Genomic DNA, 24,357 nt, shown 5'->3' with positions numbered 1-24,357 from the left:
TCCATGCCCGAGGCCCTGATCGACCCGGTGGTGTTCAATCCGTACGACTACGGCTTCCACGACGACCCCTACCCCGTCTACGGACGGCTTCGGGAGCAGTCACCGATCTACCACAACCCGGACCTCGGGTTCTGGGCGCTCTCGCGGCATCGCGACGTCGCGGAGGCGTTCAAGGACGGTCGGCGCCTGTCGAGCGCCAATGGCGTCTCGCTCGACCCGGCGGCCTACGGTCCGCACGCGCACTACGTGATGTCGTTCCTCGCGATGGACGATCCGAGGCACATGCGGCTGCGGCAGTTGGTCTCTCGTGGATTCACCCCGCGCAGGGTGGCGGAGCTGGAGGGGCGCATCCGGGAACTGACGAGACTGCACCTGGATCCGGCGCTCGCGGCGGGGGAGTTCGACGCGATCTCGGACTTCGCGGGCAAGCTGCCGATGGACGTCATCTCGGAGCTGATGGGCGTGCCCGAACCCGACCGCGCCGAGCTGCGCAGGATGGCGGACCTGGTGGTGCACCGGGAGGACGGTGTCCAGGACGTCCCGCCGGCCGCGGTGGAGTCCTCGATCACCCTGATGACCTACTACAAGGACATGATCGCGCAGCGTCGACGCTCGCGCACCGAGGACCTCACCTCGGCGCTGCTGGACGCGGAGGTTGACGGGGACAAGCTGTCCGACGCGGAGATCCTCGGGTTCCTGTTCCTGATGGTGGTGGCGGGCAACGAGACCACCACCAAGCTGCTGGGCAACGCGCTCTACTGGGGCGCCCGCAATCCCGACCAGGTCGCGCCGCTCCTCGGCGACGCGGGTCGGGGGTCCGTCGACGTGTCGCCGTGGACGGAGGAGACCCTGCGCTACGACACGTCGAGCCAGATCATCGCGAGGACCACCACGGAGGATCTCGAGTACTACGGCGAGACGGTGCCCGCCGGGGAGAAGATGCTGCTCCTGGTCGGCTCGGCCAACCGTGACTCCGAGGTCTTCGAGGACGCCGACGAGTTCCAGATCGGCCGGAGCTCGACCGCCAAGCTGGTCAGCTTCGGGGGCGGGGTGCACTTCTGTCTCGGTGCTCACCTGGCCCGGCTGGAGACGAACATCGCGCTCGCCGAGTTCGCCCGACAGGTGTCCGGCTTCGAGGTCGACGAGTCCGGGATCGAACGCGTCCACTCGACCAGCGTGCGGGGCTTCGCCGCCCTGCCGGTGACGGTGCGGGTGCGCTGATGCCCAGATTCGAACCCCATCCCGCCCGGCGTCCCGCGCTGATCAGCGGCGCGTCCTCGGGGATCGGCGAGGCAACCGCCCGTGCGCTGGCCGAGCTCGGTCACCCGGTCGCGCTCGGCGCCCGGCGGGTGGAGCAGAGCGAGGCGATCGCCGAAACGATCCGCGCCGGCGGGGGAGAGGCGTTCGCGCACTTCCTCGACGTCACCGACATCGACTCGGTGGACGAGTTCGTCACGGCCGCCGAGCGGGCGCTCGGTCCCGCCGAGATCGTGGTCTCGGGGGCCGGCGACCTCGAGTTCGGCGCCGCGGACCGGATGGACCCGGCCTGTTTCGCCAGGCAGATCGACGTGCACCTGGTGGGGGCGCAGCGTCTGGCCCACCGGGTCCTGCCCGGGATGCGTGAACGCAGGCGCGGCGACTTCGTACTGATCGGATCCGACTGCGCGGACCGTCAGCGGCCGCTGATGGGCGCCTACGACGCAGCCAAGGCCGGCCTCGAGGCGATGGGCAGGCAGATGCGAATGGAGCTCGAGGGCACCGGGATTCGCGCCTCCGTCGTTCGGCCCGGCCAGACCCTGACGGGCATGGGAATGGATGCCACGCCGGAGGTCATCGGTCCGTTGGCAGAGTCGTGGAAGACCTGGGGCTTCGCGCGGCACGGCTACTTCCTGCGCGCCTCGGACATCGCGAACGCCATCGTCGCGGTGGTGACCGCGCCACGCGGCGCGCACCTGGTGCTCGTCGAGGTGCAACCCGAGGCGCCGCTGACCGATCCGGCGCCCGCGGCGGCCTCCAGGGCGGTGTAGCGCCCCCCACCGGGGGTGAGGGTGTCGCCACCTTGGGTGCCTGTCGGCGGGGGCCGTGAGGTCGGAAGCTTGTGTGACCAAGCAAGACCAACCCCCACCGAACGAGGAGCACACCATGTCGAACACCATCAAGCGCGCTTTCGCTTCCGCCGCCATCGCCGCCTTCGCCCTGGCCGCCGGAGCGGGCATCGCCTCCGCTGACGCGAACGGCGGTACGGGCGCACCCGGTGGCGCCGGCGGCGGCGCCCAGTCCGGTAACGCGACGACCGGCAACGGTGGCAACGCCACCGGCGGTCAGGGTGGCAGCGGCAACGTCGGCATCGGCGGCGTGAACATCGGCAACGGCAACCAGGGCGGGGTCTCCTCCGGTAACGGTGGCGGCGCGCAGGGTGGAAACAGCGGCAACGCGACCACCGGTAACGCGACCGGCGGCCCCGGCGGGGCCGGTGGAGCAGGCGGCGCGGGCGGGACCAACAACCCGACCACGAACACCACCACGACCACGACCACCGAGCAGGACTGCAGCTTCCCGTACATCTTCTGCTGACGGTCGGCGGCCGACGCGCCCGCTGCAATCGCAGCGAGCGGTGGAGCCCCACTCGATCTCGGGCCGGTACCCCGCCACACGGCGGGTGCCGGCCCGAGATCGTGCGACGGGTTGCTCCCTCATGGGGGTGATTCCGGTAGTCGCGGGGGTGGTCGGGTTGCCACCTCGGGTGCCTGTCGGCGACGCCGGTGACGGCGGAAGCTTGTGTGACAGAACGAAATCAACCCCATCGAACATCAACCCCACCGTACGAGGAGCTCCGAAATGTCGAACACCATCAAGCGCGCTTTCGCTTCCGCCGCCATCGCCGCCTTCGCCCTGGCCGCCGGAGCGGGCATCGCCGCCGCCGACGCGAACGGCGGTGCGGGCGCACCCGGTGGTGCCGGCGGAACCGCCCAGTCGGGCGACGCGACGACCGGCAACGGCGGCAACGCGACCGGCGGTCAGGGTGGCAGCGGCAACGTGGCCATCGGTGGCGTGAACATCGGCAACGGCAACCAGGGCGGCGTGTCGTCCGGCAACGGCGGCGGCGCGGTCGGTGGCAACAGCGGCAACGCGACCACCGGTGGCGCGAACGGTGGCGCAGGCGGGGCCGGTGGGGCTGGCGGCGCGGGCGGGACGAACAACCCGACCACGAACACCACCACGACCACGACCGAGCAGGACTGCAGCTTCCCGTACTTCTTCTGCTGACGCGTCGCTCGATCTCGGGCCGGTATCCCGCCGAACGGCGGGGTACCGGCCCGTTTCCGTGCGCAGGGTCCTCCCGCGGGGTGGGTTCGGCAGCCGCAGGGGTGGTCGGGTTGCCACCTTGGGTGCCTGTCGGTGACGGCGCCCAGGCCGGAAGCTTGTGTGACAGAACGAAACCAACCCCACCGAACAAGGAGCTTCGAAATGTCGAACACCATCAAGCGCGCTTTCGCTTCTGCCGCCATCGCCGCCTTCGCCCTGGCCGCCGGAGCGGGCATCGCCTCCGCCGACGCGAACGGCGGTGCGGGCGCACCCGGTGGCGCAGGCGGAACCGCCGAGACCGGCGACGCGACGACCGGCAACGGCGGCAACGCCACCGGCGGTCAGGGCGGCAGCGGCAACGTCGGCATCGGCGGCGTGAACATCGGCAACGGCAACCAGGGCGGCGTGTCGTCCGGCAACGGCGGCGGCGCGGTCGGCGGCAACAGCGGCAACGCGACCACCGGTGACGCGAACGGTGGCGCCGGCGGGGCCGGTGGGGCAGGCGGCGCGGGCGGGACCAACAACCCGACCGACACGACCACGACCACGACGACCACCGAGCAGGACTGCAGCTTCCCGTTCATCTTCTGCTGACCACAGGCACACCCCGACCACCAAGGGGCCGGCACCACATCACCACGCCGGTGCCGGCCCCCTCCACACTCCGAAGGGATCATCAAATGTTCGACACCACAATCGCCCGGCGCACCACCATGGCAGCGGCCGCGGCCTTCCTCATGCTCTCCGCCGGTGCGGGCATCGCCGCCGCCCAGGCACCGGACCTCGGCTTCGGGGCACCGCAGAACGGGGCACCGGCGAACGGTGCGCTCCCGACCGGCGGCGCCGGCACGACCGGCGCCCCCGGATCGAACGGCAACGTCGCCATCGGCGGGGCCAACGTCGGACCGCTCGGCGTCGGCGGGATCGGTGCGGGTCCCGGCGGGGTGAACCTCGGCAGCGGCCCGAGCATCCCGGGACTGCCGCCGATGAAGTAGCGATCCGGGTGTAAGGAACCGCGGCGCCGAACCGATACATCAGGTACGTGAGGAGGACACCATGTCGAACGAGGACAGCAGGTCGAAGACTCTCCCCTCCGGCGGGCGCCGGGTCACTGTCCCTGCCGGCGGGCGCCGGGTCACGGTCACTGCCGACGACGGCGTCCCCCTCGCCGTCCGCGAGTACGGCAGCCCCGACGCCGCGGTCACCGCCGTCTTCGTACACGGGCACTGCCTGCACTCGGAGTCGTGGTCGGTCCTGCGGGAGCAGTTGGCCGGTTCCTGGGGCGACGACGTGCGGATGGTCTTCTACGACCACCGCGGGCACGGCGAGTCCGGTCACGCCCCCGCGGCGGCGTACACGATCGAGCAACTCGGCCGCGACCTCGGCGCGGTGCTCGCCACGGTTGCCCCACACGGGCCGGTGGTGCTCGTCGGACACTCGATGGGCGGGATGGCCGCGCTGACCTACGCGCGGCAGAATCCGCGGCTGGTCGGCGACCGACTGGTGGGCCTCGCCCTGATCTCGACGGCGGCGGGCGGGCTGGCCGACACCGGCCCCGGACGGCTGTTGCGCGGCCCCGCGCTGTCGGTGCTGCAGGCGGCGGTCCGGTGGGCGCCGCGGATCGCCCAGGGGTCGCGGCGGCTGGGCCACAACCTGTGCGGCGCGCTCGTCCGCGTCGCGGCCGTCGGAAACCTCAGCGTGGACCCACGCATCGTGGCGGTGGCCGCGGCGATGGTGAACGACACCTCGGTGGCGACGATGTGTGGCTTCCTGGCGTCGTTCGCCGACTACGACGAGACCGGGACGTTGACGACGTTGGCATCCATCCCGTCCGTCGTGGTGTGCGGTAGTGCGGACCTGCTGACGCCGTTCTCGCACTCGACCGAGATGGCGAGCCGGATGCCTGCCGCCGAGCTGGTACGGATCGAGGGCGCCGGGCACTCGGTGATCCTCGAACGCCCCGCGGAGGTCGCGGGCGCGATCGCGGCGCTGCTGGCGCGGGTCGGTGCGGCGGCCCGCGGACCGCGCACCGCCGACCGGGAGCTGGCCGCGGCGGCCGGTTGATCAGAGGTCGCGGGCGTTGATGATGCCGCTGTGCATCGCCAGCTCGGCGAGCCGCACCCGCTTCTGGTTCTGCGGCAGGTCCTCGACCCCGAACTTGCCGAACAGCGTGCGCAGGTGCGTCTTGATGGTGTCGACGCTGAGGAACAGTTCCGCGGCGATCTGCTGGTTCGACGCGGGATTCGCGAACATCGCGCCGTGCTTGTACGGCCGGCACAGCGCCATGAGGATCGAGCGCTGCGTCGGCGTGAGTGAGCGGGCGGTGGGGGTGTTCGAGGCCACCATCGTCGCCTCGACCGGTTGGCCGCCGAATTCCTGGTAGGTCAGCACGGTGCCGCCGATCCGGATGCTGTCCCCGGCGGTGAGCCGTCGCCTGCCGACGATGCGGTCACCGTTGACGAAGGTGCCGTTGCGGGAGAGCCCGTCGTCGACGATCGTCCAGTGCGCCCCGACGCATTCGATCACCGCGTGCAGCCGGGACACCTCGTCGTCGTCGCCGAGCCGCAGGCCCGACGTCGGGTCGCGTCCGACGGTGACGCGGGGCAGGTCGGGCGACAGGTCCACCAGGTGCCGACTGCCGTCGGGACCGGCGAAGACCAGTCGAGACTCAGCGGGTCTGTCCATGGGCACCTCCGAGGGCACGGGTCAATCGTGCCCCCCGGCCCCGCCGTCGGGCAAGGGCGGGGCCGGGGAGAGCCCGGGTGTGAGCCGCGCGGTCAGTACAGCGCGCCGCCGCCGAACGCCGCTCGGTGCGAGGCCGGCTGGGCGCCGTCGACGTCGGTGATGCCGTACTCCAGCGCGGTCTCGGCCACGATCTGGGTGTGTCCGCTGCGCTCGCCGACCTTCGGGTCGTTGGCCAGCGCGACGATCACCCGCCCGATGAACTCGGGGGTCTCGGCGTCCGAGAGGGAGAACCCCTCGAAGCTCTTCATGCCGCTGGCGATCATCCGCTCGTTGCGGACCAGTCCCGGCCAGAAGGACAGCGCGCTGACCCCGGTGCCCTTGAGCTCGACTGCCATGTCCGCCGCCATCTTGTCCAGGCCGGCCTTCGACATCCCGTAGAGCACCGAGTGCAGGTAGCCGCGGGTGCCGAAGGACGAGATGTTGCCGATCAGTCCGCTGCCGCGCGGCACCATCAGCTTCGCGGCCTCGACGCTGGCGACGTAGTGCGCGCGCAGGCCGATCCCGATCAGCGAGTCCCAGTCGTCGACCGGTCGCTTCCAGAACGGCTGCGAGAACCCGGCGTACCCGTCGGACGGGCCCGCCCAGGCGTTGTTGACCAGCAGGTCCAGCCGGCCGTCCTGCTCCTCGGCGATCCGGGCGAACAGTTGCTCGATCTGGGCGTCGTCGGTGTGGTCGCACTGGACCGCGATGCCCCGGCCGCCGCGCGCGTCGATCTCCTCGACGGTGGCGTCGAGCGGGCCGCCGGTGCCCACCTCGCCGCGGGCGGTGACGTAGACGGTCCAGCCGTCCGAGCCGAGGGCCAGGGCGACGCCCTTGCCGACACTGCGGCTGGCACCGGTGACGAGGGCGACCTTGCGTTCGCTCATCGCGTCGCCGCCTTCTCGTGGGTCGCCGGGAAGTCGCCGGTGATGACGGCGTCGGGCGACAGCGGGCGGGTGATCGACCAGGTCGTCACGCAGTGGCACTTGGACATCTTCCAGGCGCCGTCCTCGATCACGTACTCGTCGTCGTACTCGCCGGTGGAGAGGGTCTCGGTGTTGTCGATCAGGTTCACCTGCCGGAAGCGCAGCGTCCAGCGGCCGGTGGCGGTGTGCTCCCCGGTCACGGTGATGTCCGGGTGCATGCCGTGGTGCATGTCGTAGATGACGTGCTTGCCGTCGACCTTGTGGAGGGCGATCCGGGTGAAGATCTCCGTCATCGGGTCGGCGTCCTGGAACGCCCCGAGCGGGCCGTAGTCGATGTCGGCGCCGGTGCGCACGAAGCTGGCCCGGAAGCCGACCGGGTCCTTGGCGTCGCAGGCCCGCCAGTACCCGTACTTGAGTTTCTTGATCGCCTCGATCTGTTCGAGGTTGTCGATCCGCTGCGCGAGGTCCAAGATGCCCGTCCCGTCTGTGGCTGTTGTTGCTTATGGACAGACCCTAGGGTGTGCCCCGTCACACTCGCACCGGGTCCTCCCGATCAGCGGGCGGTGACCGCCGGCCGCGGTCGGGTCGGAGCGCCGCGACCGAATCGCGATCGCCGGGCTGGGGCACTGAATACGCTGGGCGGTCCGTCAGGAGTTGTCCGCACACGACTCCGTCGTCCGAGGAGGGGCATGGACACGCCGAGTACCACCGCGGCCGGACAGTGGATGCGCAACTACGTCGCCGAAACCCTGTCCCGCGCCGATCTCGAAAGGTTCATCGACAAGGTCGGGCGGTCCATGGGGGCGGACGTCCCGGAGCTGTCCACGGACGCCGAGATCCAGCGTGACCTCCAACTCGCCGTGCGCAGCCAGTTCCGGCTCATCCTGGTGGTGCGGCGCGCGGACGCCGACCCCGACTGGTCCGTCCCCGTCGCCGACGAGGCCCGTTCGCTGGCACGCACCATCGCGCGCCGCGGCCTGGAGTTGCGGTTCCTGTCGCAGCTCTATCACGCCGGTCACCGGGCGGTCTGGCGGTTCGTCACGGACTTCGTCAACGACGCCGAGGTGCCCGCGGACTTCAAGGTTCAGCTCGTCGTCATGATGTGGGAGCAGACGAGTGAGGTCATGAACTCCATGCTCACCGAACTCGCCGCCACCTATACGCAGGAACGCGAAAGACTGCTCAGCGGAGCATTCTCGATGAGGGTCAACACGGTGCGCGAGATCCTGGACGGCACCGAGAACAGCCTCGACGACGCATCCGTGCGGCTCGGCTACCCGGTCCACCGGGTCCACACCGCACTGGTGTTGTGGACAACCGATCACGCCATCTCCATCGACTCGCGGATCTTCGAGCCGCTCGCGCTGAGGCTCGCGCGGTCCGCATCCTCGGCCGAGATCCTCTGCGTCCCATCGGGTGCACGGGGGCTGTGGGCCTGGATGGTGACCGGCGTCGACGAGGAACCCGCGATCAATCCGGACCTCGTGCCCCCGGGCATACGGGTCGCGGTGGGCCGGCCGGGACAGGGCATCGACGGGTTCCGGCGCACCCACCGCGAAGCCCAGGCGGCGCAACAGATCGCCACGCGCGCCCAACGGAGCCAGCCCGTCACCAGCTACCGCGACGTCGAGCTCGTCTCGATGCTGGCGTCCCGCCCGGACGCCATGGACACCCTCGTCGAACGGGAGCTCCACGGGCTGCTGGGGGAGGACGAGCCCGCCGCCAGGCTCCGGGAGACGCTCGGGGCGGTCCTGTCGCACCACGGGAACTTCGAGGCCGCAGCTCGCCATCTCGGCGTGCACAAGAACACCGTCCGGTACCGCGTGCAACAGATCGAGGAGCGACTCGGTCGGCGAATCAACCACCGCACGCTGCATCTGGAGTTGGCACTGGACTACTTCGACACCTTCGGCGGCCGAACCGACGCGGATGTGTCGACCGGACAAAGCGGCCGGGGGTCCTTGGACAACTAGGCCAAGCCGCAAAGCTGTTCTCCGGCAAGGCTGGATGTCGACGGTCCGACACGAGGAGATCACAGTGACCATTCCGAACCTGCCCGACGGATTCGACCCCACCGACCCGGACATCTACTCGACGCGCGTGCCGCACGCGGAGTTCGCCGAGCTGCGCAGAGCCGCGCCGGTCTGGTGGTGCCCGCAACCACCGAGCACCGGCGGGTTCCAGGACGACGGCTACTGGGTTGTCACCCGGCACGAGGACGTCAAGGAGGTCTCCCGCGACGGTGACGTGTACTCCACGTGGGAGAACACCGCGATCGTCCGGTTCAACGACGACATCCCCCGTGAGGCCGTCGAGTCGCTGCGTCACATCCTGCTCTTCAAGGACGCGCCGGAACACACCAAGCTGCGCAAGATCATCGCGCGTGGCTTCACGCCCCGTGCGGTGGGCATGCTCGAGGGCGCGCTGTCCGAGCGTGCGGAGAAGATCGTCACCGAGGCCGCGGCGGCCGGCGCAGGTGACTTCGTCACCCGCGTTGCCAGTGAGCTGCCGCTGCAGGCGATCGCGGAGCTCATCGGCATCCCCCAGGAGGACCGGGGCAAGGTCTTCGACTGGTCCAACCGGATGACCGGCTACGAGGACGCCACGTCCGAGAGCGACCACGAGACCGCGACGATGGAGCTGCTCGGGTACGCGTACGGGATGGCGGCGGAACGGAAGCGGTGCCCGGCCGACGACATCGTCACCCGGTTGCTGCAGGCCGACGTCGACGGCGACGAACTCAGTCCCGAGGAGTTCGGGTTCTTCGTCCTCGTGCTCGCGGTCGCGGGCAACGAGACCACCAGGAACGCCATCACCCACGGGATGATCGCGTTCCTCGAGAATCCGGAGCAGTGGGAGCTCTACAAGCGGGAGCGCCCCCGCACCGCCGCCGACGAGATCGTCCGTTGGGCCACCCCCGTCACGGCCTTCCAGCGGACCGCGCTGACCGACACCACGCTCGGTGGCCGGCAGATCAGGAAGGGGGACAGGGTTGCGATGTTCTACGCCTCGGCCAACTTCGACGAGGACGTCTTCGACGACCCGACGACGTTCGACATCACCCGAGACCCCAACCCGCACCTGGGCTTCGGTGGCACCGGCGCGCACTTCTGCATCGGCGCGACCCTGGCGCGACTCGAGATCGACCTGATCTTCAACGCGATCGCCGACCACCTGCCCGACATCGCCAAGCTGGGTGACCCGAAGCGACTGCGCTCGGGTTGGCTCAACGGAATCAAGGAGTTCGAAGTGGACTTCACCGGACGGTGCCCCGTCACGCATTGACGGCCGGTGCCGGGAGCGGCCGGTGTGGCGCGCGCCGCACCGACCGCTCGGGCCGGCTACGCGGGCTGGCCGGGGAACGCCGTGGTCGGCGGCGTCACGCCGAGGACCACCTGCCAGTTCGCAAGCCGCAGTGCGCTTTCGGTGAGCGCATCGACGCCGACCCCGCGAGTGTGCTCGGACCGGGCGCGCTCGATCACCGACCGCCACGCCACCGCGGTGTCCGCCTCGACCCGGGCGGCCAGCTGGGCCGCGGAGATCGGATCGGTCACCGGGAACGGGACGGTGTAGCCGGGCTCGGCGCCCGGCGGGGTCACGCTCGCCGAGACGAGCGCATCGGCGGTGGCGTCCCGTCGGGCCCGGTGTGCCGCGGCGTCGGCCGAGACCTGACCGATCCGCGTCGGGTTGGCGAAGGCGGCGATGAGGCCGTACGCGTAGACGGCGGCGTGCTCGGCGCGCAGGGCGTCGACCAGGGCCTGCTGCTCCGCGCCGAGGGTCGGCGTGGGGGTGGGGGAGGTCACGGCAGCAACACCGCCTGCTGCGCGGCGACGGCGGCGCTGATCGAACCGAGGAGTCCGGCCCGGTAGCCGTCCAGGCGGCGGGCCAGGTCCGCCGCACCGCGCTGCGAGTCGGCCAGGCCGGCGCGGACCACGTCGACGGTCGGCGGCGCGGCCGGGGACGCGGCCGAGGTGCTCGGGGCCGCGGTAGCGGTCGTGGTGGCGCCGGCGGCCCGGTCGATCTCGGCGCTCAGCGCGTCCGCGTGCGCGGTGCGTTCCTGTGCGACGACGGCCAGGGCCCCGGCGCGATCCGGTGCCAGCGCGACGGCGGCCGCGGCGTCGGTCGCGTCCCGGCGGGCCGCGGCCAGCGGGACGAGCAGTGGATCCGGCTCCCGGGCGGCATCGTCCGAATCGGATCCGGCACATCCGGCGCTCGCGCCGAGTGCGGTGAGGCCGAGGGCGGCGGCACCGAACATCCGGAAGGCGCCGCGCCGTGAGAGCGCGGGACGGGTGAGGGCAGCAGGCACGGGACACATCCTGTCAGGTGAACCGCAGGCGGCTCGAACCCAGCCTGGTCACCGGTGCGTCGAATGCACGATATCCTTGAGGCGTCGCGCCGAATGCTCGTGATCCGAACACCGCTGATCCGAACACAACTGAACGAGGAGTTCCACTGATGCCGGTTCCGTCGAAGGAGAAGGTTGTCGAACTTCTCTCCGGGCTCGTCGAACGCCAGGGCTACGACCTGGAAGACGTCACCGTCACCCAGGCCGGCAAGCACAGTGTCGTCCGCGTGATGGTGGACGGCGACGCGGGACTCGGTCTGGACGCGGTCGCGGAACTGAGCCGGGTGATCTCCGAGGTGTTCGACGGCGTCGCCGAGTTCGGTGAGACGCCGTACACCCTCGAGGTCACCTCGCCGGGCGTCGACCGTCCGCTCACCGAGCTCCGGCACTGGCGGCGCGCGCGTGGACGCAAGGTCGCGGTGGAGCTGGCGGACGAGGAGCTGACCGCCCGGGTGGGTGCGCTCGGCGACGGCGTCGTGGCGCTGGTCCTGCCCGGCAAGGGCGGCCCGACGGTGCGCGAGGTCGCGCTGAGCGACGTGCTGAAAGCGGTAGTGCTGGTGGAGTTCTCGAAGCCCAGCCCGGCGGAGCTCGAACTTGCCGGCGGGGTCGCCGAGGGCCGGGTGCTGCCCGCCGAGATCGCCGACGAGGTAGTCGGTGCGGGTGACGAGACAGACGACGACGATGACGAAATAGACGACGAGACAGACGAAGAGATTCAGGCAGAAGGGTCGGACAAGTGAATATCGACATCGCAGCGCTGCGCGCCATCGAGGAAGACAAGGGCATCTCGGTGGCCACCATCATCGAGACCATTCAGGCTGCGTTGCTTACCGCATACCGCCACACCGACGGGCATCAGTCGCATGCCCGCATCGACGTCAACACCAAGAGCGGCGTCGTCCGGGTGATGGCCCGTGAGGTCGACGCCGACGGCAACCTCGTCGGCGAGGAGTGGGACGACACCCCCGAGGGCTTCGGCCGGATCGCCGCCACCACCGCCCGCCAGGTGATCCTGCAGCGGCTGCGCGACGCCGAGCACGAGAAGTCCTTCGGCGAGTACTCCACCCACGAGGGCGAGATCGTCGGCGGCATCATCCAGCGCGACACCCGCGCCAACGCCCGCGGCATGGTCGTGGTGCGGATCGGCAGCGAGGCCAACGGCGCCGAGGGCGTGCTGCCGGCGGCCGAGCAGGTGCCGGGGGAGAACTACGAGCACGGCGAGCGGATCAAGTGCTACGTCGTGGGCGTCACCCGTGGACAGCGCGGGCCGCAGATCACACTCTCGCGGACCCACCCGAACCTGGTGCGCAAGCTGTTCGCGCTCGAGGTTCCCGAGATTGCGGACGGCTCGGTCGAGATCGTCGCGGTGGCACGCGAGTCGGGCCACCGCACCAAGATCGCGGTTGCCTCCCGGGTGCAGGGCCTCAACGCCAAGGGTGCCTGCATCGGCCCGATGGGCCAGCGGGTGCGCAACGTGATGAGCGAACTGGCCGGCGAGAAGATCGACATCATCGACTTCGACGACAATCCGGCACGCTTCGTGGGCAATGCGCTCTCGCCCTCGAAGGTTGTGTCCGTCACAGTCGTCGATGCCGACGCGCGCGCGGCGCGGGTGGTCGTCCCCGACTTCCAGCTGTCGCTGGCCATCGGCAAGGAGGGGCAAAACGCCCGCCTGGCTGCACGCTTGACGGGCTGGCGGATCGACATCCGATCCGACGCCGCGCCGGTTGAGGACGCGCCGTCCGGACCTGCGTCAACCCGCGTCTAGACCCGTCATGCAAGGAAATGTTGGTATCAGCGGTAGAGTGGTCGATGGCTCAGCATGAGTTTTCGGCACAGGCGCGCGAAAACACCGGTCAACCGGTGCGTACGTGTGTCGGTTGCCGTAAGCGCGCGCTGGCCGCGGATCTGCTACGGATCGTCGCACGTGAGGTTCGGCCGGAGGGCTGGGTCGCGGTGCCCGATCCTCGGCGCAGACTCCCCGGGCGCGGTGCGTGGTTGCACCCCGATCCGAGTTGTCTGAGCCTGGCGGAGAAGCGCCGAGCATTCGGCAGGGCGCTGCGAGTGTCCGGAAACCTGGACACGGCGGCCCTCGACCTCGGGATCGACCAAGATCCCGGGTGCGAGCCGCATCCACCACAGAGCAGTACCTCTCGAGAAGAGTTAGGCAAACGCACTCATGAGCACACCGTGAAGCACCAACGATGATCGTCCATCGGAGTTAACCCGAGGTCGTGCGGGCGCCAGCCGCGCTCGACCTCACCAGTGAGGAGAGCAGTGGCAGGCAAGGCCCGTGTACACGAGTTGGCTAAGGAACTCGGTGTCACCAGTAAGGAACTACTCGCACGGCTCAAGGAGCAGGGCGAATTCGTGAAGTCGGCGTCCTCCACCGTTGAGGCGCCGGTTGCGCGGCGGGTCCGGGAGTCGTTCCCGTCCGCACAGTCGTCCGATTCGTCGGCGGCCCCCGCGAAGCCCCAGGCGTCCAGTGGCGCCAAGCCGGGCGGCCCGCGGCCCGGCCCCAAGCCGGCGGCACCCGCCCCGGCGGCACCCGCTCCGGCAGCTCCGGCTGCGGCGGCACCCGCCCCGGCGGCACCCGCTCCGGCAGCTCCGGCTGCGGCAGCGCCCGCCCCGGCGGCGCCCGCACCGGCTCCGAAGCCGGCCACGTCGGCGCAGCCCGGACCGCGTCCCGCGGCTCCGAAGCCGGCACCCGCCGCCCCGGCGGCACCCGCAGCTCCGGCCGCACCCGCGGCCCCCGCAGCGAGCGCCGCACCGGCACCGTCCGCCCCCGGCCCGAAGCCGGGTCCGAAGGCGCCGCGCGTTGCCAACAACCCGTACTCCTCGGCCCCGGCCGAGCGTCCCGCCCCGCGTCCGGCACCCGGTGCCCCGCGTCCCGGCGGCCCGCGTCCGGCCCCCGGCCAGGGCGGTCCCCGTCCGGCTCCGGGTTCCGCGCGTCCCGCCGCAGGTGCGGGCGGTCCGCGTCCGGCTCCGGGTCAGGGCGGTCCCCGTCCCAGCCCCGGCTCCATGCCGCCTCGGCCCAACCCGGGCGCGATGCCCGCACGGTCCGCACGGCCCGCACCGGGCGCAGGTCGTCCCGGTGGTGGACGTCCGGGCGGTCCCGGTGGCGGCGGCGGTCGTCCCGGTGGCGGTGGCGGCGGTTACCGCGGCGGCGGCGCTCCCGGTGCTCCCGGTGCAGGTGGCGCTCCCGGAACTGCCGGCGCTCCCGCCGGTGGATTCCGTGGTCGTCCCGGCGGCGGTGGCCGTCCCGGTCAGCGTGGTGCCGCGGCAGGTGCCTTCGGTCGTCCCGGCGGCGCAGTCCGTCGTGGCCGCAAGTCGAAGCGGGCGAAGCGCGCCGAGTACGAGAGCATGCAGGCTCCCGCAGTCGGCGGCGTCCGGCTGCCCCGTGGCAACGGCGAGACCATTCGCCTTGCCCGTGGTGCCTCGCTGTCCGATTTCGCGGACAAGATCGACGCGAACCCGGCAGCACTCGTGCAGGCGCTGTTCAACCTCGGCGAGATGGTCACGGCCACCCAGTCGGTGAACGACGAGACCCTCGAGCTGCTCGGCGGCGAGATGAACTACGTCGTGCAGGTCGTCAGCCCGGAGGACGAGGACCGCGAGCTGCTCAGCAGCTTCGACCTCACCTACGGCGAGGACGCCGGCACCGAGGAAGACCTCGAGCAGCGTCCGCCGGTGGTCACGGTCATGGGTCACGTCGACCACGGCAAGACCCGCCTGCTCGACACGATCCGTAAGGAGAACGTCGGCGAGGGCGAGGCCGGTGGCATCACCCAGCACATCGGTGCCTACCAGGTGCTCACCTCGCTCGAGGGCAACGAGCGTCTCGTGACGTTCATCGACACCCCGGGTCACGAGGCCTTCACGGCCATGCGTGCGCGTGGTGCGAAGGCCACCGACCTCGCGATCCTCGTGGTCGCGGCCGACGACGGCGTCATGCCGCAGACGGTCGAGGCGATCAACCACGCCCAGGCGGCCGACGTGCCGATCGTGGTCGCGGTGAACAAGATCGACAAGGAAGGCGCGAACCCGGACAAGATCCGGCAGCAGCTGACCGAGTACGGACTGGTGGCCGAGGAGTACGGCGGAGACACCATGTTCGTCGACATCTCGGCGAAGCAGGGTCTGAACATCGACCAGCTGCTCGAGGCCGTGCTGTTGACCGCGGATGCCTCGCTGGATCTGCGCGCCAACCCGGACATGGAAGCGCAGGGTGTCGCCATCGAGGCGCACCTGGACCGCGGCCGTGGACCGGTGGCGACCGTGCTCATCTCGCGCGGAACGCTGCGGGTCGGCGACTCGATCGTGGCCGGCGACGCCTACGGACGTGTCCGTCGGATGGTCGACGAGCACGGCGAGGACGTCATCGAGGCACTGCCCTCGCGTCCCGTCCAGGTCATCGGTTTCACCTCGGTGCCCGGCGCAGGCGACAACCTGCTCGTGGTCGACGAGGACCGGATCGCCCGGCAGATCGCGGACCGTCGCAATGCGCGCAAGCGCAACGCGCTGGCCGCACGCAGCCGCAAGCGGATCAGCCTCGACGATCTCGATGCAGCGCTCAAGGAGACCAGCCAGCTCAACCTCATCCTCAAGGGTGACAACTCGGGCACCGTGGAGGCGCTCGAGGAGGCCCTGCTCGGCATCCAGATCGACGACGAGGTGCAGTTGCGCGTCATCGACCGCGGTGTCGGTGGCGTGACCGAGACGAACGTGAACCTGGCCTCGGCCTCGAACGCGATCATCATCGGCTTCAACGTCCGGGCCGAGGGCAAGGCGACCGAGCTGGCGAACCGCGAGGGCGTCGACATCCGGTACTACTCGGTGATCTACCAGGCCATCGACGAGATCGAGAAGGCCCTCAAGGGCATGCTCAAGCCGATCTACGAAGAGGTCGAGCTGGGTCGGGCCGAGATCCGCGCCATGTTCCGGTCCTCCAAGATCGGCAACATCGCGGGCTGCCTGGTCACGTCGGGCGTCATGAAGCGCAACGCCAAGGCGCGCCTCATCCGCGACAACGTGGTCGTCGCGGAGACCATCACCATCTCCTCGCTCAAGCGGGAGAAGGACGATGCGACCGAGGTCCGCGAGGGCTACGAGTGCGGTCTGACGGTGACGTACAGCGACATCAAGGTCGGTGACGTGATCGAGGCGTACGAGCTGCGCGAGAAGGCACGCGACTAACGAGGTCGTCTGTCGTACGGTGTGCGTCCCGCGGGTCACTCGACCCGCGGGACGCACACCCCGCTCGGGTCCGGTCCCGATACGACCGGCTGTCAGTCGGAAGTGAGGACTCGTGTACCTGGGTGCACTGGAACTGGACATCCTGCTCGGTGACGTGCGCTCCCTCAAGGAGAAGCGCTCGGTCATCCGGCCCGTCATCGCGGCGCTCGTGAAGTTCGGGGTGTCCGTCGCGGAGGCCGGTGAGCACGACCGCTACCGGCGCTCGTTGATCGGGGTGGCCGTGGCCAGCCCCGACGTCGATCACCTCAACGAGGTGCTCGACACCTGCGAACGTCACGTCGCCCAACGACCGGAGTTGCAGTTGTTGGCCGTGCGGCGCAGGATCTTCGGTCCCGAGGACTGAACAAGACACACATTCGACGGCCGCTGCCGTTCGGCGAGAGCTCCGACGGCGGGTCGCCGTCTCGAAATCACTGACGGCACTGGCCGTCGCAGAGAAGGGACATCCGGTCATGGCAGATCCGGCGAGGGCACGGAAGCTGGCCAAGCGAATCTCGACGATCGTCGCGACGGCCATCGGCGGCGAGATCAAGGATCCCCGCCTGGACTACGTCACCGTCACCGATGTGAAGGTGACGGCGGACCTGCACGACGCAACCGTCTACTACACGGTGCGGGGCGTGGACCTCAACACCGAACCCGACATGGAGGCCGCCGCGGCCGGCCTGGCAAAGGCCAGCGGTTCGCTGCGGTCCAAGGTCGGCGCCGGCACCGGCGTGCGGTTCACCCCGACGCTGACCTTCGTCGCCGACAAGGTGCCCGAGGTTGCCCGGCACATGGAGGAGCTGCTGGCCCGCGCGCGCGCCAGCGACGACGAGCTGGCAAAGGCCCGGGAGAACGCGACGCCCGCCGGTGACGCCGATCCGTACAAGGAGCCGCGCGTCGTCGACGCCGGCGACGACGCGGACGACGAGGACGACCGGGTCGGCACCGGCGAAGCCGACTAGGACCCTCGGTGACGACAGGACTTCGCGGATGAGCGAGACCGGAACGCGGACGGCCGGTACCGAGATCGACCTCGGCGCGGCGCTCACGCTGCTGACCGAGGCGACCTCGGTGACGGTGCTGTGCCACGTCCACCCGGACGCGGACACCATCGGCAGCGGGCTAGCCCTCGCCCTGGTGCTGCGCCGCCGGGGAATCCCCGTTCAGGTCTCCTTCGCGGAGCCCGAGTCGCTGCCCGGCTCGATGCGCGACCTGCCCGGCGTCGACCTGTTGGTGCCGCCGGAGCAGGTGGCCGCCGAGGTGGACCTGGTGGTCACCGTCGACTGCGGCAGCCGCGGTCGGCTCGGCGTGCTCGGAGACCGTCTGGACGGTGCCCGGACCAGCCTGGTCCTCGACCACCACCGGTCGAACACCCGGTACGCGCAGTTCAACCTCGTCGACGAGTCCGCCGAGGCCACCACCGCGATCCTGGCTCGGCTCTTCGACGCCTGGGGCGTCGAGATCGACGCCGACCTGGCGCACTGCCTGTACGCCGGCCTGGTCACCGACACCGGCTCGTTCCGTTGGGTTCAGCCCGGGACCCACCGGTTGGCCGAGCGGCTGATCGCCACCGGTATCGACTCGACGTCGATCGCGCGGCGCCTGCTCGACACCCATCCGTTCGGCTGGCTGCCGATGCTCTCGACGGTGCTCGGCACCGCCCGACTGGTGCCCGACGCCGTCGGCGGGCTCGGCGTCGTCTACGCGCTGGTGCGGCATGCCGACACCGAGGGCATGGGCGCCGAGGAGGTCGAGTCGATCATCGACATCGTCCGGACCACCGCGCAGGCCGAGGTCGCGTCGGTGCTCAAGGAGACCCGCCCCGGACTCTGGTCGGTGTCGCTGCGCTCCAAGTCCGCGGTCGACGTGTCCGCGGTGGCCGGCTCGCTCGGCGGCGGCGGGCACCGATTCGCCTCCGGCTACACCGCGGACGGCGACGCCGAGACCGTCGTCGCGGGGCTGCTCGCCGCGCTCGGCTGAGCAGACCCGTTGACCGAGCCGTCCTCGCGCCGGATTCTCGGGCTGGCGCTGCCCGCCCTCGGGGTGCTGGCGGCCGAGCCGCTCTACCTGCTCTTCGACATCGCGGTGGTCGGCCACCTCGGTGCGTTGCCGCTCGCCGGGCTCGCGGTCGGCGGACTGATCCTCGCGATGCTCAGCACCCAGCTGACCTTCCTGTCCTACGGCACCACCGCGCGCGCGGCCCGGCTGCACGGCTCCGGCGACGAGCGCGGCGCGGTGGCCGAGGGCGTCCAGGCCACCTACCTCGCGGTGGGTATCGGCCTGGCGGTGGTGGCCGCCGTGTACGCCGTCGGGGGCCCGGTCACCTCGGCGATCGCCGGTGACGCCGAGATCGCCGCCGCGGCGCTGTCCTGGCTGCGTATCGCGGTGTTCGGCGCGCCGCTGATCCTGGTCGCGATGGCAGGCAACGGCTGGATGCGCGGGGTGCAGAACACCTTGCGGCCACTGCGGTTCGTGCTCGTCGGGTTGGCCGTCTCCGCGGCGGCGTGCCCGGTGCTGGTACACGGGCTGCTCGGCGCGCCGCGGTGGGAGCTCGAGGGGTCCGCGGTCGCGAACGTGGCGGGCCAGAGCGTGACCGCCGCGTGCTTCGTGGTGGCGCTGCTGCGCGAGCGGGTGCCGCTGCGTCCGCACGCGACGGTGATGCGGGCCCAGGTGGTCCTCGGCCGGGACCTGATCCTGCGCAGCCTCGCGTTCCAGGCCTGCTTCCTCTCCGCCGCCGCGGTCGCGGCCCGGTTCGGCGCCGCCGCCGTCGCGGCACACCAGGTGGTGCTGCAGCTGTGGAACCTGCTGGCGCTGACGCTGGACTCGCTCGCGATCGCGGCTCAGACCCTGGTCGGGGCGGCGCTCGGGGCGGGCAACGCGGCGCAGGCCCGGCAACTGGCGGGCCGGCTGGCCCGCTGGTCGACGGTGTTCGCGGTGCTGCTCGCCGGGGCCTTCGCGCTGGGCGTCTCCGTGCTGCCGGGCCTGTTCACGGCCGACCCGGAGGTGCTCGACCAGATCGGGGTGATCTGGTGGTTCTTCGTGGCGATCATCCCGGTGGCCGGGGTGGTGTTCGCGCTGGACGGGGTGCTGCTCGGGGCCGGTGACGTGGCCTTCCTGCGCACCGCGACGCTCGGCTGCGCGCTGGTCGGGTTCCTGCCGCCGATCTGGTTGTCGCTGGAGTTCGACTGGGGTCTCGCCGGAATCTGGGCGGGGCTTACGGTGTTCATGATGCTGAGGATGCTGGCCGTCGTGTGGCGGACCGGTTCGGGGCGCTGGGCAGTGACCGGCGCAGACACACAGGCGGGAAGGCGGAGCGAGTGACGCGCAAGTTGTGGGCGGTGAGCGACACCCACGTCGGGCATCGCGGGAACCGGCCGATCACCGAGGAGCTGTACCCGGATTCTCCGGAGGACTGGCTGATCCTCGCCGGTGACGTCTCCGAGAAGACGGACGACATCGCGTGGGCGCTCAAGACCCTGCGGAGCCGGTTCGAGAAGGTCATCTGGGTGCCGGGCAACCACGAGCTGTGGACCACGGCGAAGGACCCGGTGCAGATCCACGGCGCCGCCCGCTACGACTACCTGGTCAACATGTGCCGGGAGCTCGACGTGGTGACCCCCGAGGACCCGTACCTGGTGTGGGAGGGCGAGGGCGGCCCGGCGACGCTGGTGCCGATGTTCCTGCTCTACGACTACACCTTCCGGCCGGAGGGCACCACGAACAAGACCGACGCCCTCGCCTTCGCGCGGGACAAGAACGTGGTGGCCACCGACGAGTTCCTGCTCTCGAGCGAGCCGTACGCCTCCCGCGAGGCCTGGTGCCAGGCCCGCGTGGAGTCGACCAGGGCCCGGCTGGACGCGCTCGACCTCAGCATCCCGACGGTGCTGATCAACCACTTCCCGCTGGTCCGCGAGCCCACCCGGGTGCTGTACTACCCGGAGTTCTCGCTGTGGTGCGGCACCGAGCTGACCGCGGACTGGCACACCCGCTACAACGCGATCTGCAGCGTCTACGGGCACCTGCACATCCCGCGCACCACCTACTACGACGGCGTCCGGTTCGAGGAGGTCTCGCTCGGCTACCCACGCGAGTGGCAGAAGCGGGGGCTCCCGGAGAAGCTGCTGCGGCAGATCCTGCCGGTACCGGAGTACCCGCCGGGAACCCTCAACAAGTGGGGTGGGCACTTCCACATCACCCCCGAGCAGGAGGCCGAGTTCGAGGCGATGAAGGCGGCCCGGAAGTGATCGAGCAGATTCTGCCCCCCGGCGTCGTTGCCTCGGAACTGTTCGAGGACCCGCCCGGACTGACGGTGCACCCGCAGGAGGAGGCGTTGATCGCGCGCGCGGTGGACAAGCGCCGCCGCGAGTTCACCACCGCCCGGCACTGCGCGCGGGTCGCGCTCGGCAAGCTCGGCGTGGAGCCGGCACCGATCCTGCGCGGCGAGCGGGGCGTGCCCCGGTTCCCGCGCGGGGTGGTCGGCAGCCTCACCCACTGCGACGGCTACCGCGCCGCCGTGCTGGGGTTCTCGATGCAGGTCCGGTCGGTGGGCATCGACGCCGAGCCGCACGGGCCGCTGCCCGACGGCGTGCTCGACGCGGTGAGCCTGCCCGAGGAGCGGGCCGTTCTCGCCCAGCGAGCGGCCGCCGCCGACGGCGCGGTGCACTGGGACCGGCTGCTGTTCTGCGCCAAGGAGGCCACCTACAAGGCCTGGTTCCCGCTGACCGAGCGGTGGCTGGGCTTCGAGGACGCCCTGATCACGTTCGCGACCACCGAGTCGGCGGTCGCCGGACGGGTCGAGGGGACCTTCCACTCCGAGCTGCTGGTGCCCGGGCAGACCCTGGACGGGGCGCCGCTGGTGTCCCTCGACGGTCGCTGGCTGGTTGCCGACGGCCTGGTGATCACCGCGATCACGGTCCAGTAGGCTCGAAAATCGTGTGTGCCCACCGTAAACCGTCCTCCGGCCTCGTAGGTGCCGGGTTGCTCGTCATCGACAAGGATGCCGGGGTCACCAGCCACGATGTCGTCGCGCGCTGCCGGAAGATCCTCAACACGCGCAAGGTCGGTCACGCCGGCACCCTCGATCCGATGGCCACCGGGGTCCTGGTGCTCGGCGTCGAACGGGCCACCAAGATGCTCGGGTTGCTGGCGCTGACGACCAAGGCGTACTCCGCGACCATCCGGCTCGGTCAGGTGACGACCACCGACGACGCGGAGGGCGAGCTCGTCTCGCAGGCCGACGCCTCCGGGGTGTCCGACGCGGAGATCGCCACGGTGATGGCGACGCTGACCGGCCCGATCGAGCAGGTCCCGTCCAGCGTCAGCGCCATCAAGGTGGACGGTCAGCGCGCGCACAAGCTGATCCGGGCGGGGGAGGAGTTCGAGCTCAAGGCGCGTCCGGTGACCGTGGACCGCTTCGAGCTGACCGACACCCGCCGCGTCGACACCTTCGTCGACCTGGACGTGGAGGTCGAGTGCTCGTCGGGCACCTACGTCCGCGCGCTGGCCCGGGACCTGGGCGCGACCCTCGGCGTGGGCGGTCACCTGACCGCGCTGCGACGCACCCGGGTGGGGCCCTTCACCCTCGAGCACGCCCGGACCCTCGAGCAGCTCGCCGAGGACCCGACCGTCAGCCTCGACATCGACCACGCGGCGCAGACCGCGTTCCCGCACCGGCAGATCACCGCCGAGCAGGCCGAGGCGATCAGCCAGGGCCGCTGGCTCGACACCGTCGGGATCTCCGGGGTGTACGCGGCCATCGACCCGACCGGGCACACGATCGCGCTGCTGCAGGAACGCGGCAAGCGGGCCAGCTCGGTGATGGTGGTGCGGCCCGCGACGCTGCGCGGTCTCTGAGCCGTCGCCCCCGCGCGGGCACACACCCCTTCGCCGCGTCACACCCGCGTTGTACGTGGAACCGGGGTGTGATCGCGACAACGGGTGTGTGCCGAGATTGCTCGGGGATCGTGGGGCCGGTCGCTAGGCTGCCCGCCATGACCTCTCCCCGCGTCCTGGTCGAGATCGACGGCGCCGTCGCCCACGTGATCCTGAACCGTCCCGACAAGCTCAACGGCGTCGACCTCGAGATGCTCCGCGGACTGGTCGCGGCGGCGACGTCGTTGCGTCGGAACCGGGAGATCCGGGCGGTGATCCTGCGGGGCAACGGCGACGCCTTCTGCGCCGGCCTGGACTTCGCGTCGGTGATGGAACGCCCGGCCGGGGTCGTGCGGTCCTTCCTGCCGTCCCCGCTGCGCGGCACCAACCTGTTCCAGCGGGCGCACTGGGTGTGGCGGGAGCTGCCGGTACCGGTGCTCGCCGTCGTGCACGGTCGTTGCTACGGCGCGGGCCTGCAGCTGGCGGCGGCTGCGGACTTCCGTTACTCGACGCCGGACTGCGAATGGTCCGTCCTGGAAGCGAAGTGGGGTCTGGTGCCGGACATGGCCGGCACGGTGCCGCTGGGCGAGCTCGTCGCGCCCGACGTCGCCAAACGGCTGACCATGACCGGGGAGATCGTCAGCGGGACCCGCGCACGGGAACTGGGGCTGGTCTCCGAGGTCGACGAGAATCCGCTCGCGGCCGCGCTGTCGTTCGTCGACGTCCTGGCCACCAGGTCACCGGACTCGGTCGCCGCGTCGAAGAAGCTGCTGAACGAGACGCGAGGCGGCCGACCGCGCCGGGCGTTCCGGATCGAGCGTCGGCTGCAGTTCGCGATGCTCCGGTCGGCGAACGCGAAGATCGCCCGGACGGCCAACTTCGCCAAGCGGGATCCGGAGTTCGGCCCGCGGAAGTGGAGGCGCTAGCTGCCCGGCACGTCGGCCGGTGCAGGCGCGGCCGCCAGCCGTCGACGGTCGGCCCGCCAGTCGAGCAGGAACCAGACCAGCACCAGCGCGTAGACGGCCGTCCACCAGCTGCCCTCGACGATCCCGGAGATCAGCAGGAACGCCAGCGCCGCCAGGAACACGCCACGAAAGAGCGACGATCCCAGGGTCGGGCGGGCCGTCACGGCTCCACCAGCCAGATCGCCTCGGCGGCCGGCGTGCCGAGGTCCACGGTCGCGATCGTCTCGCCCGCCGCGTCGCCGAGCCGCACCGACACGGTGCCGGCGTAGTCCCGCCGCTCGACCACGGTGACCGTCACGTCCAGCGCGATGCCGACGGAGTCGAAGTAGCGCAGCATCGCCGGGTCGGAGTCGGAGATCCGCGCGACCCGCCCGAACTCGCCGTCGCCGAAGTCGCTGAGCTGACGCGCAGGCGGGGTCGGAATGGTGCCGTCGCGGTTCGGGATCGGGTCGCCGTGCGGATCCCGTTCGGGATGGCCGAGTTTCGCGTCCATCCGGTCGATCATCAGCTCGGAGACGGCGTGCTCGAGTACCTCGGCCTCGTCGTGCACCTCGTCCCAGCCGTAGCCGAGTTCGTCGACGAGGTAGGTCTCGATCAGCCGGTGCCTGCGCACCATCGCCACGGCCGCGGCGCGCCCCGAATCGGTCAGCGAGATCGACCCGTAGCGCGCGTGGTCCACCAGTCCCTGGTCGGCGAGCTTGCGAACCGCCTCGGAGACCGTGGAGGCCGACACGCCGATCCGTTCGGCCAGCATCTTGGTCGTGACCTGCTCTCCTGACCACTCGCCGGCCGTCCAGATCACCTTGAGGTAGTCCTGAGCGACCGTCGTCAGCGTCTGTGCCCGATCGTTGTTTCCGGTAGTCGGGTCCGGTCCACCACTGCTCTCGCCCACGAGGACGAGCTTAGGCAATCGGTGCGGGAGCGCCCACCCCGACACTCGTGTAACGGAATCCGGGCGTGACGCCGCTGGGGACGGGCC

General features: G+C 70.8%; 28 protein-coding genes. 21 read left to right on the top strand and 7 right to left on the bottom strand.

Annotation, left to right across the window (positions count from 1 at the left end):
• Positions 1-3 precede the first annotated feature (3 nt).
• The 7 genes from ACFO6S_RS04655 (at position 4) to ACFO6S_RS04625 (ending at position 5,370) form a co-directional block, all read left to right on the top strand.
• Positions 4-1,221, top strand: a complete 1,218-nt coding sequence (locus ACFO6S_RS04655) for a cytochrome P450 (protein ID WP_378414588.1) — start codon at positions 4-6, stop codon at positions 1,219-1,221.
• Complete coding sequence (locus tag ACFO6S_RS04650; protein ID WP_378414586.1) at positions 1,221-2,027, top strand: SDR family oxidoreductase; 807 nt, start codon at positions 1,221-1,223, stop codon at positions 2,025-2,027. Before ACFO6S_RS04655 ends, ACFO6S_RS04650 begins: the two co-directional genes overlap by 1 nt.
• Before the next feature lie 115 nt (positions 2,028-2,142).
• Positions 2,143-2,574, top strand: coding sequence for a hypothetical protein (locus ACFO6S_RS04645; RefSeq protein ID WP_378414584.1), 432 nt, complete (start codon positions 2,143-2,145; stop codon positions 2,572-2,574).
• Positions 2,575-2,838: 264 nt separating this feature from the next.
• Positions 2,839-3,267 carry a hypothetical protein gene (locus ACFO6S_RS04640; RefSeq protein ID WP_378414582.1) on the top strand — a complete coding sequence of 143 codons (429 nt, stop codon included), beginning with the start codon at positions 2,839-2,841 and terminating at the stop codon, positions 3,265-3,267.
• A 201-nt stretch (positions 3,268-3,468) separates the two neighbouring features.
• Positions 3,469-3,900, top strand: coding sequence for a hypothetical protein (locus ACFO6S_RS04635; protein ID WP_378414580.1), 432 nt, complete (start codon positions 3,469-3,471; stop codon positions 3,898-3,900).
• Positions 3,901-3,986: 86 nt separating this feature from the next.
• Positions 3,987-4,301, top strand: coding sequence for a hypothetical protein (locus ACFO6S_RS04630; protein ID WP_378414578.1), 315 nt, complete (start codon positions 3,987-3,989; stop codon positions 4,299-4,301).
• A 61-nt stretch (positions 4,302-4,362) separates the two neighbouring features.
• Positions 4,363-5,370: an alpha/beta fold hydrolase gene (locus ACFO6S_RS04625; RefSeq protein ID WP_378414576.1), complete on the top strand. Its 1,008-nt coding sequence runs from the start codon at positions 4,363-4,365 to the stop codon at positions 5,368-5,370.
• Here ACFO6S_RS04625 and ACFO6S_RS04620 read toward each other — a convergent pair whose 3' ends face one another.
• The 3 genes from ACFO6S_RS04620 to ACFO6S_RS04610 form a co-directional block, all read right to left on the bottom strand.
• Positions 5,371-5,991: an FHA domain-containing protein gene (locus ACFO6S_RS04620; RefSeq protein WP_378414574.1), complete on the bottom strand. Its 621-nt coding sequence runs from the start codon at positions 5,989-5,991 to the stop codon at positions 5,371-5,373.
• Between the two features lie 92 nt (positions 5,992-6,083).
• Entirely contained in the window at positions 6,084-6,917 is an 834-nt protein-coding gene (locus ACFO6S_RS04615; RefSeq protein WP_378414572.1) for an SDR family NAD(P)-dependent oxidoreductase, read from the bottom strand.
• Positions 6,914-7,426, bottom strand: a complete 513-nt coding sequence (locus tag ACFO6S_RS04610; RefSeq protein WP_378414570.1) for a nuclear transport factor 2 family protein — start codon at positions 7,424-7,426, stop codon at positions 6,914-6,916. The genes ACFO6S_RS04615 and ACFO6S_RS04610 overlap by 4 nt, the downstream gene beginning before the upstream one ends.
• A 219-nt stretch (positions 7,427-7,645) precedes the next feature.
• On the opposite strand from ACFO6S_RS04610, the gene ACFO6S_RS04605 reads away from it, so the two are divergent.
• On the top strand, positions 7,646-8,929 hold the full coding sequence (locus tag ACFO6S_RS04605) for a PucR family transcriptional regulator (protein ID WP_378414568.1): 1,284 nt from the start codon (positions 7,646-7,648) through the stop codon (positions 8,927-8,929).
• 64 nt (positions 8,930-8,993) lie between these two features.
• The gene (locus tag ACFO6S_RS04600) at positions 8,994-10,241 is read left to right on the top strand and encodes a cytochrome P450 (protein ID WP_378414566.1); all 1,248 of its coding nucleotides are present in this window, start codon (positions 8,994-8,996) and stop codon (positions 10,239-10,241) included.
• 56 nt (positions 10,242-10,297) lie between these two features.
• On the opposite strand, the gene ACFO6S_RS04595 is transcribed toward ACFO6S_RS04600, so the two are convergent.
• Together ACFO6S_RS04595 and ACFO6S_RS04590 are read right to left on the bottom strand one after the other, a co-directional pair.
• The gene (locus ACFO6S_RS04595; protein WP_378414564.1) at positions 10,298-10,759 is read right to left on the bottom strand and encodes a ferritin-like domain-containing protein; all 462 of its coding nucleotides are present in this window, start codon (positions 10,757-10,759) and stop codon (positions 10,298-10,300) included.
• The gene (locus tag ACFO6S_RS04590) at positions 10,756-11,271 is read right to left on the bottom strand and encodes a hypothetical protein (RefSeq protein WP_378414563.1); all 516 of its coding nucleotides are present in this window, start codon (positions 11,269-11,271) and stop codon (positions 10,756-10,758) included. The genes ACFO6S_RS04595 and ACFO6S_RS04590 overlap by 4 nt, the downstream gene beginning before the upstream one ends.
• 140 nt (positions 11,272-11,411) lie before the next feature.
• Between ACFO6S_RS04590 and rimP the strand changes: the two genes are divergently transcribed.
• The 12 genes from rimP to ACFO6S_RS04530 all read left to right on the top strand — a co-directional run bounded on the left by rimP (position 11,412) and on the right by ACFO6S_RS04530 (position 23,339).
• Entirely contained in the window at positions 11,412-12,041 is a 630-nt protein-coding gene (gene rimP / locus ACFO6S_RS04585; RefSeq protein WP_378414561.1) for a ribosome maturation factor RimP, read from the top strand.
• Complete coding sequence (gene nusA / locus ACFO6S_RS04580; protein WP_378414560.1) at positions 12,038-13,069, top strand: transcription termination factor NusA; 1,032 nt, start codon at positions 12,038-12,040, stop codon at positions 13,067-13,069. Before rimP ends, nusA begins: the two co-directional genes overlap by 4 nt.
• Before the next feature lie 17 nt (positions 13,070-13,086).
• Positions 13,087-13,509 (top strand): YlxR family protein, encoded by a 423-nt coding sequence (locus ACFO6S_RS04575; RefSeq protein WP_378414558.1) that lies wholly within the window; start codon positions 13,087-13,089, stop codon positions 13,507-13,509.
• Between the two features lie 69 nt (positions 13,510-13,578).
• Positions 13,579-16,497: a translation initiation factor IF-2 gene (gene infB / locus ACFO6S_RS04570; protein WP_378414556.1), complete on the top strand. Its 2,919-nt coding sequence runs from the start codon at positions 13,579-13,581 to the stop codon at positions 16,495-16,497.
• A 112-nt stretch (positions 16,498-16,609) separates the two neighbouring features.
• Positions 16,610-16,900: a DUF503 domain-containing protein gene (locus ACFO6S_RS04565; RefSeq protein ID WP_378414554.1), complete on the top strand. Its 291-nt coding sequence runs from the start codon at positions 16,610-16,612 to the stop codon at positions 16,898-16,900.
• A gap of 109 nt (positions 16,901-17,009) precedes the next feature.
• A complete protein-coding gene (rbfA, locus tag ACFO6S_RS04560; RefSeq protein ID WP_378414553.1) occupies positions 17,010-17,504 on the top strand; it encodes a 30S ribosome-binding factor RbfA in 495 nt (164 codons plus the stop codon).
• A gap of 28 nt (positions 17,505-17,532) precedes the next feature.
• Positions 17,533-18,522: a DHH family phosphoesterase gene (locus ACFO6S_RS04555; protein WP_378414551.1), complete on the top strand. Its 990-nt coding sequence runs from the start codon at positions 17,533-17,535 to the stop codon at positions 18,520-18,522.
• A gap of 9 nt (positions 18,523-18,531) precedes the next feature.
• Entirely contained in the window at positions 18,532-19,863 is a 1,332-nt protein-coding gene (locus tag ACFO6S_RS04550; protein WP_378414549.1) for an MATE family efflux transporter, read from the top strand.
• A complete protein-coding gene (locus tag ACFO6S_RS04545) occupies positions 19,860-20,786 on the top strand; it encodes a metallophosphoesterase family protein (RefSeq protein WP_378414547.1) in 927 nt (308 codons plus the stop codon). The genes ACFO6S_RS04550 and ACFO6S_RS04545 overlap by 4 nt, the downstream gene beginning before the upstream one ends.
• Positions 20,783-21,463 carry a 4'-phosphopantetheinyl transferase Npt gene (npt, locus tag ACFO6S_RS04540; protein ID WP_378414545.1) on the top strand — a complete coding sequence of 227 codons (681 nt, stop codon included), beginning with the start codon at positions 20,783-20,785 and terminating at the stop codon, positions 21,461-21,463. The genes ACFO6S_RS04545 and npt overlap by 4 nt, the downstream gene beginning before the upstream one ends.
• A gap of 11 nt (positions 21,464-21,474) precedes the next feature.
• Positions 21,475-22,395 (top strand): tRNA pseudouridine(55) synthase TruB, encoded by a 921-nt coding sequence (truB, locus tag ACFO6S_RS04535; RefSeq protein ID WP_378414543.1) that lies wholly within the window; start codon positions 21,475-21,477, stop codon positions 22,393-22,395.
• 137 nt (positions 22,396-22,532) lie between these two features.
• Positions 22,533-23,339, top strand: a complete 807-nt coding sequence (locus ACFO6S_RS04530; RefSeq protein WP_378414541.1) for a crotonase/enoyl-CoA hydratase family protein — start codon at positions 22,533-22,535, stop codon at positions 23,337-23,339.
• Here the strand turns inward: ACFO6S_RS04530 and ACFO6S_RS04525 are convergent.
• Both ACFO6S_RS04525 and ACFO6S_RS04520 read right to left on the bottom strand, forming a co-directional pair.
• Positions 23,336-23,542 carry a hypothetical protein gene (locus tag ACFO6S_RS04525; RefSeq protein ID WP_378414539.1) on the bottom strand — a complete coding sequence of 69 codons (207 nt, stop codon included), beginning with the start codon at positions 23,540-23,542 and terminating at the stop codon, positions 23,336-23,338. The genes ACFO6S_RS04530 and ACFO6S_RS04525 overlap by 4 nt on opposite strands.
• Positions 23,539-24,270, bottom strand: a complete 732-nt coding sequence (locus ACFO6S_RS04520; protein ID WP_378414537.1) for a metal-dependent transcriptional regulator — start codon at positions 24,268-24,270, stop codon at positions 23,539-23,541. The genes ACFO6S_RS04525 and ACFO6S_RS04520 overlap by 4 nt, the downstream gene beginning before the upstream one ends.
• Positions 24,271-24,357 lie beyond the last annotated feature (87 nt).

Origin of the sequence: Rhodococcus kronopolitis (assembly GCF_042654025.1) — a bacterium.
In the GTDB taxonomy this organism is placed as follows: Bacteria; Actinomycetota; Actinomycetes; order Mycobacteriales; family Mycobacteriaceae; genus Rhodococcus_G; species Rhodococcus_G kronopolitis.
Note: the sequence above shows the minus strand (reverse complement) of the source record. Positions and strands in the feature narration are given on the sequence as shown.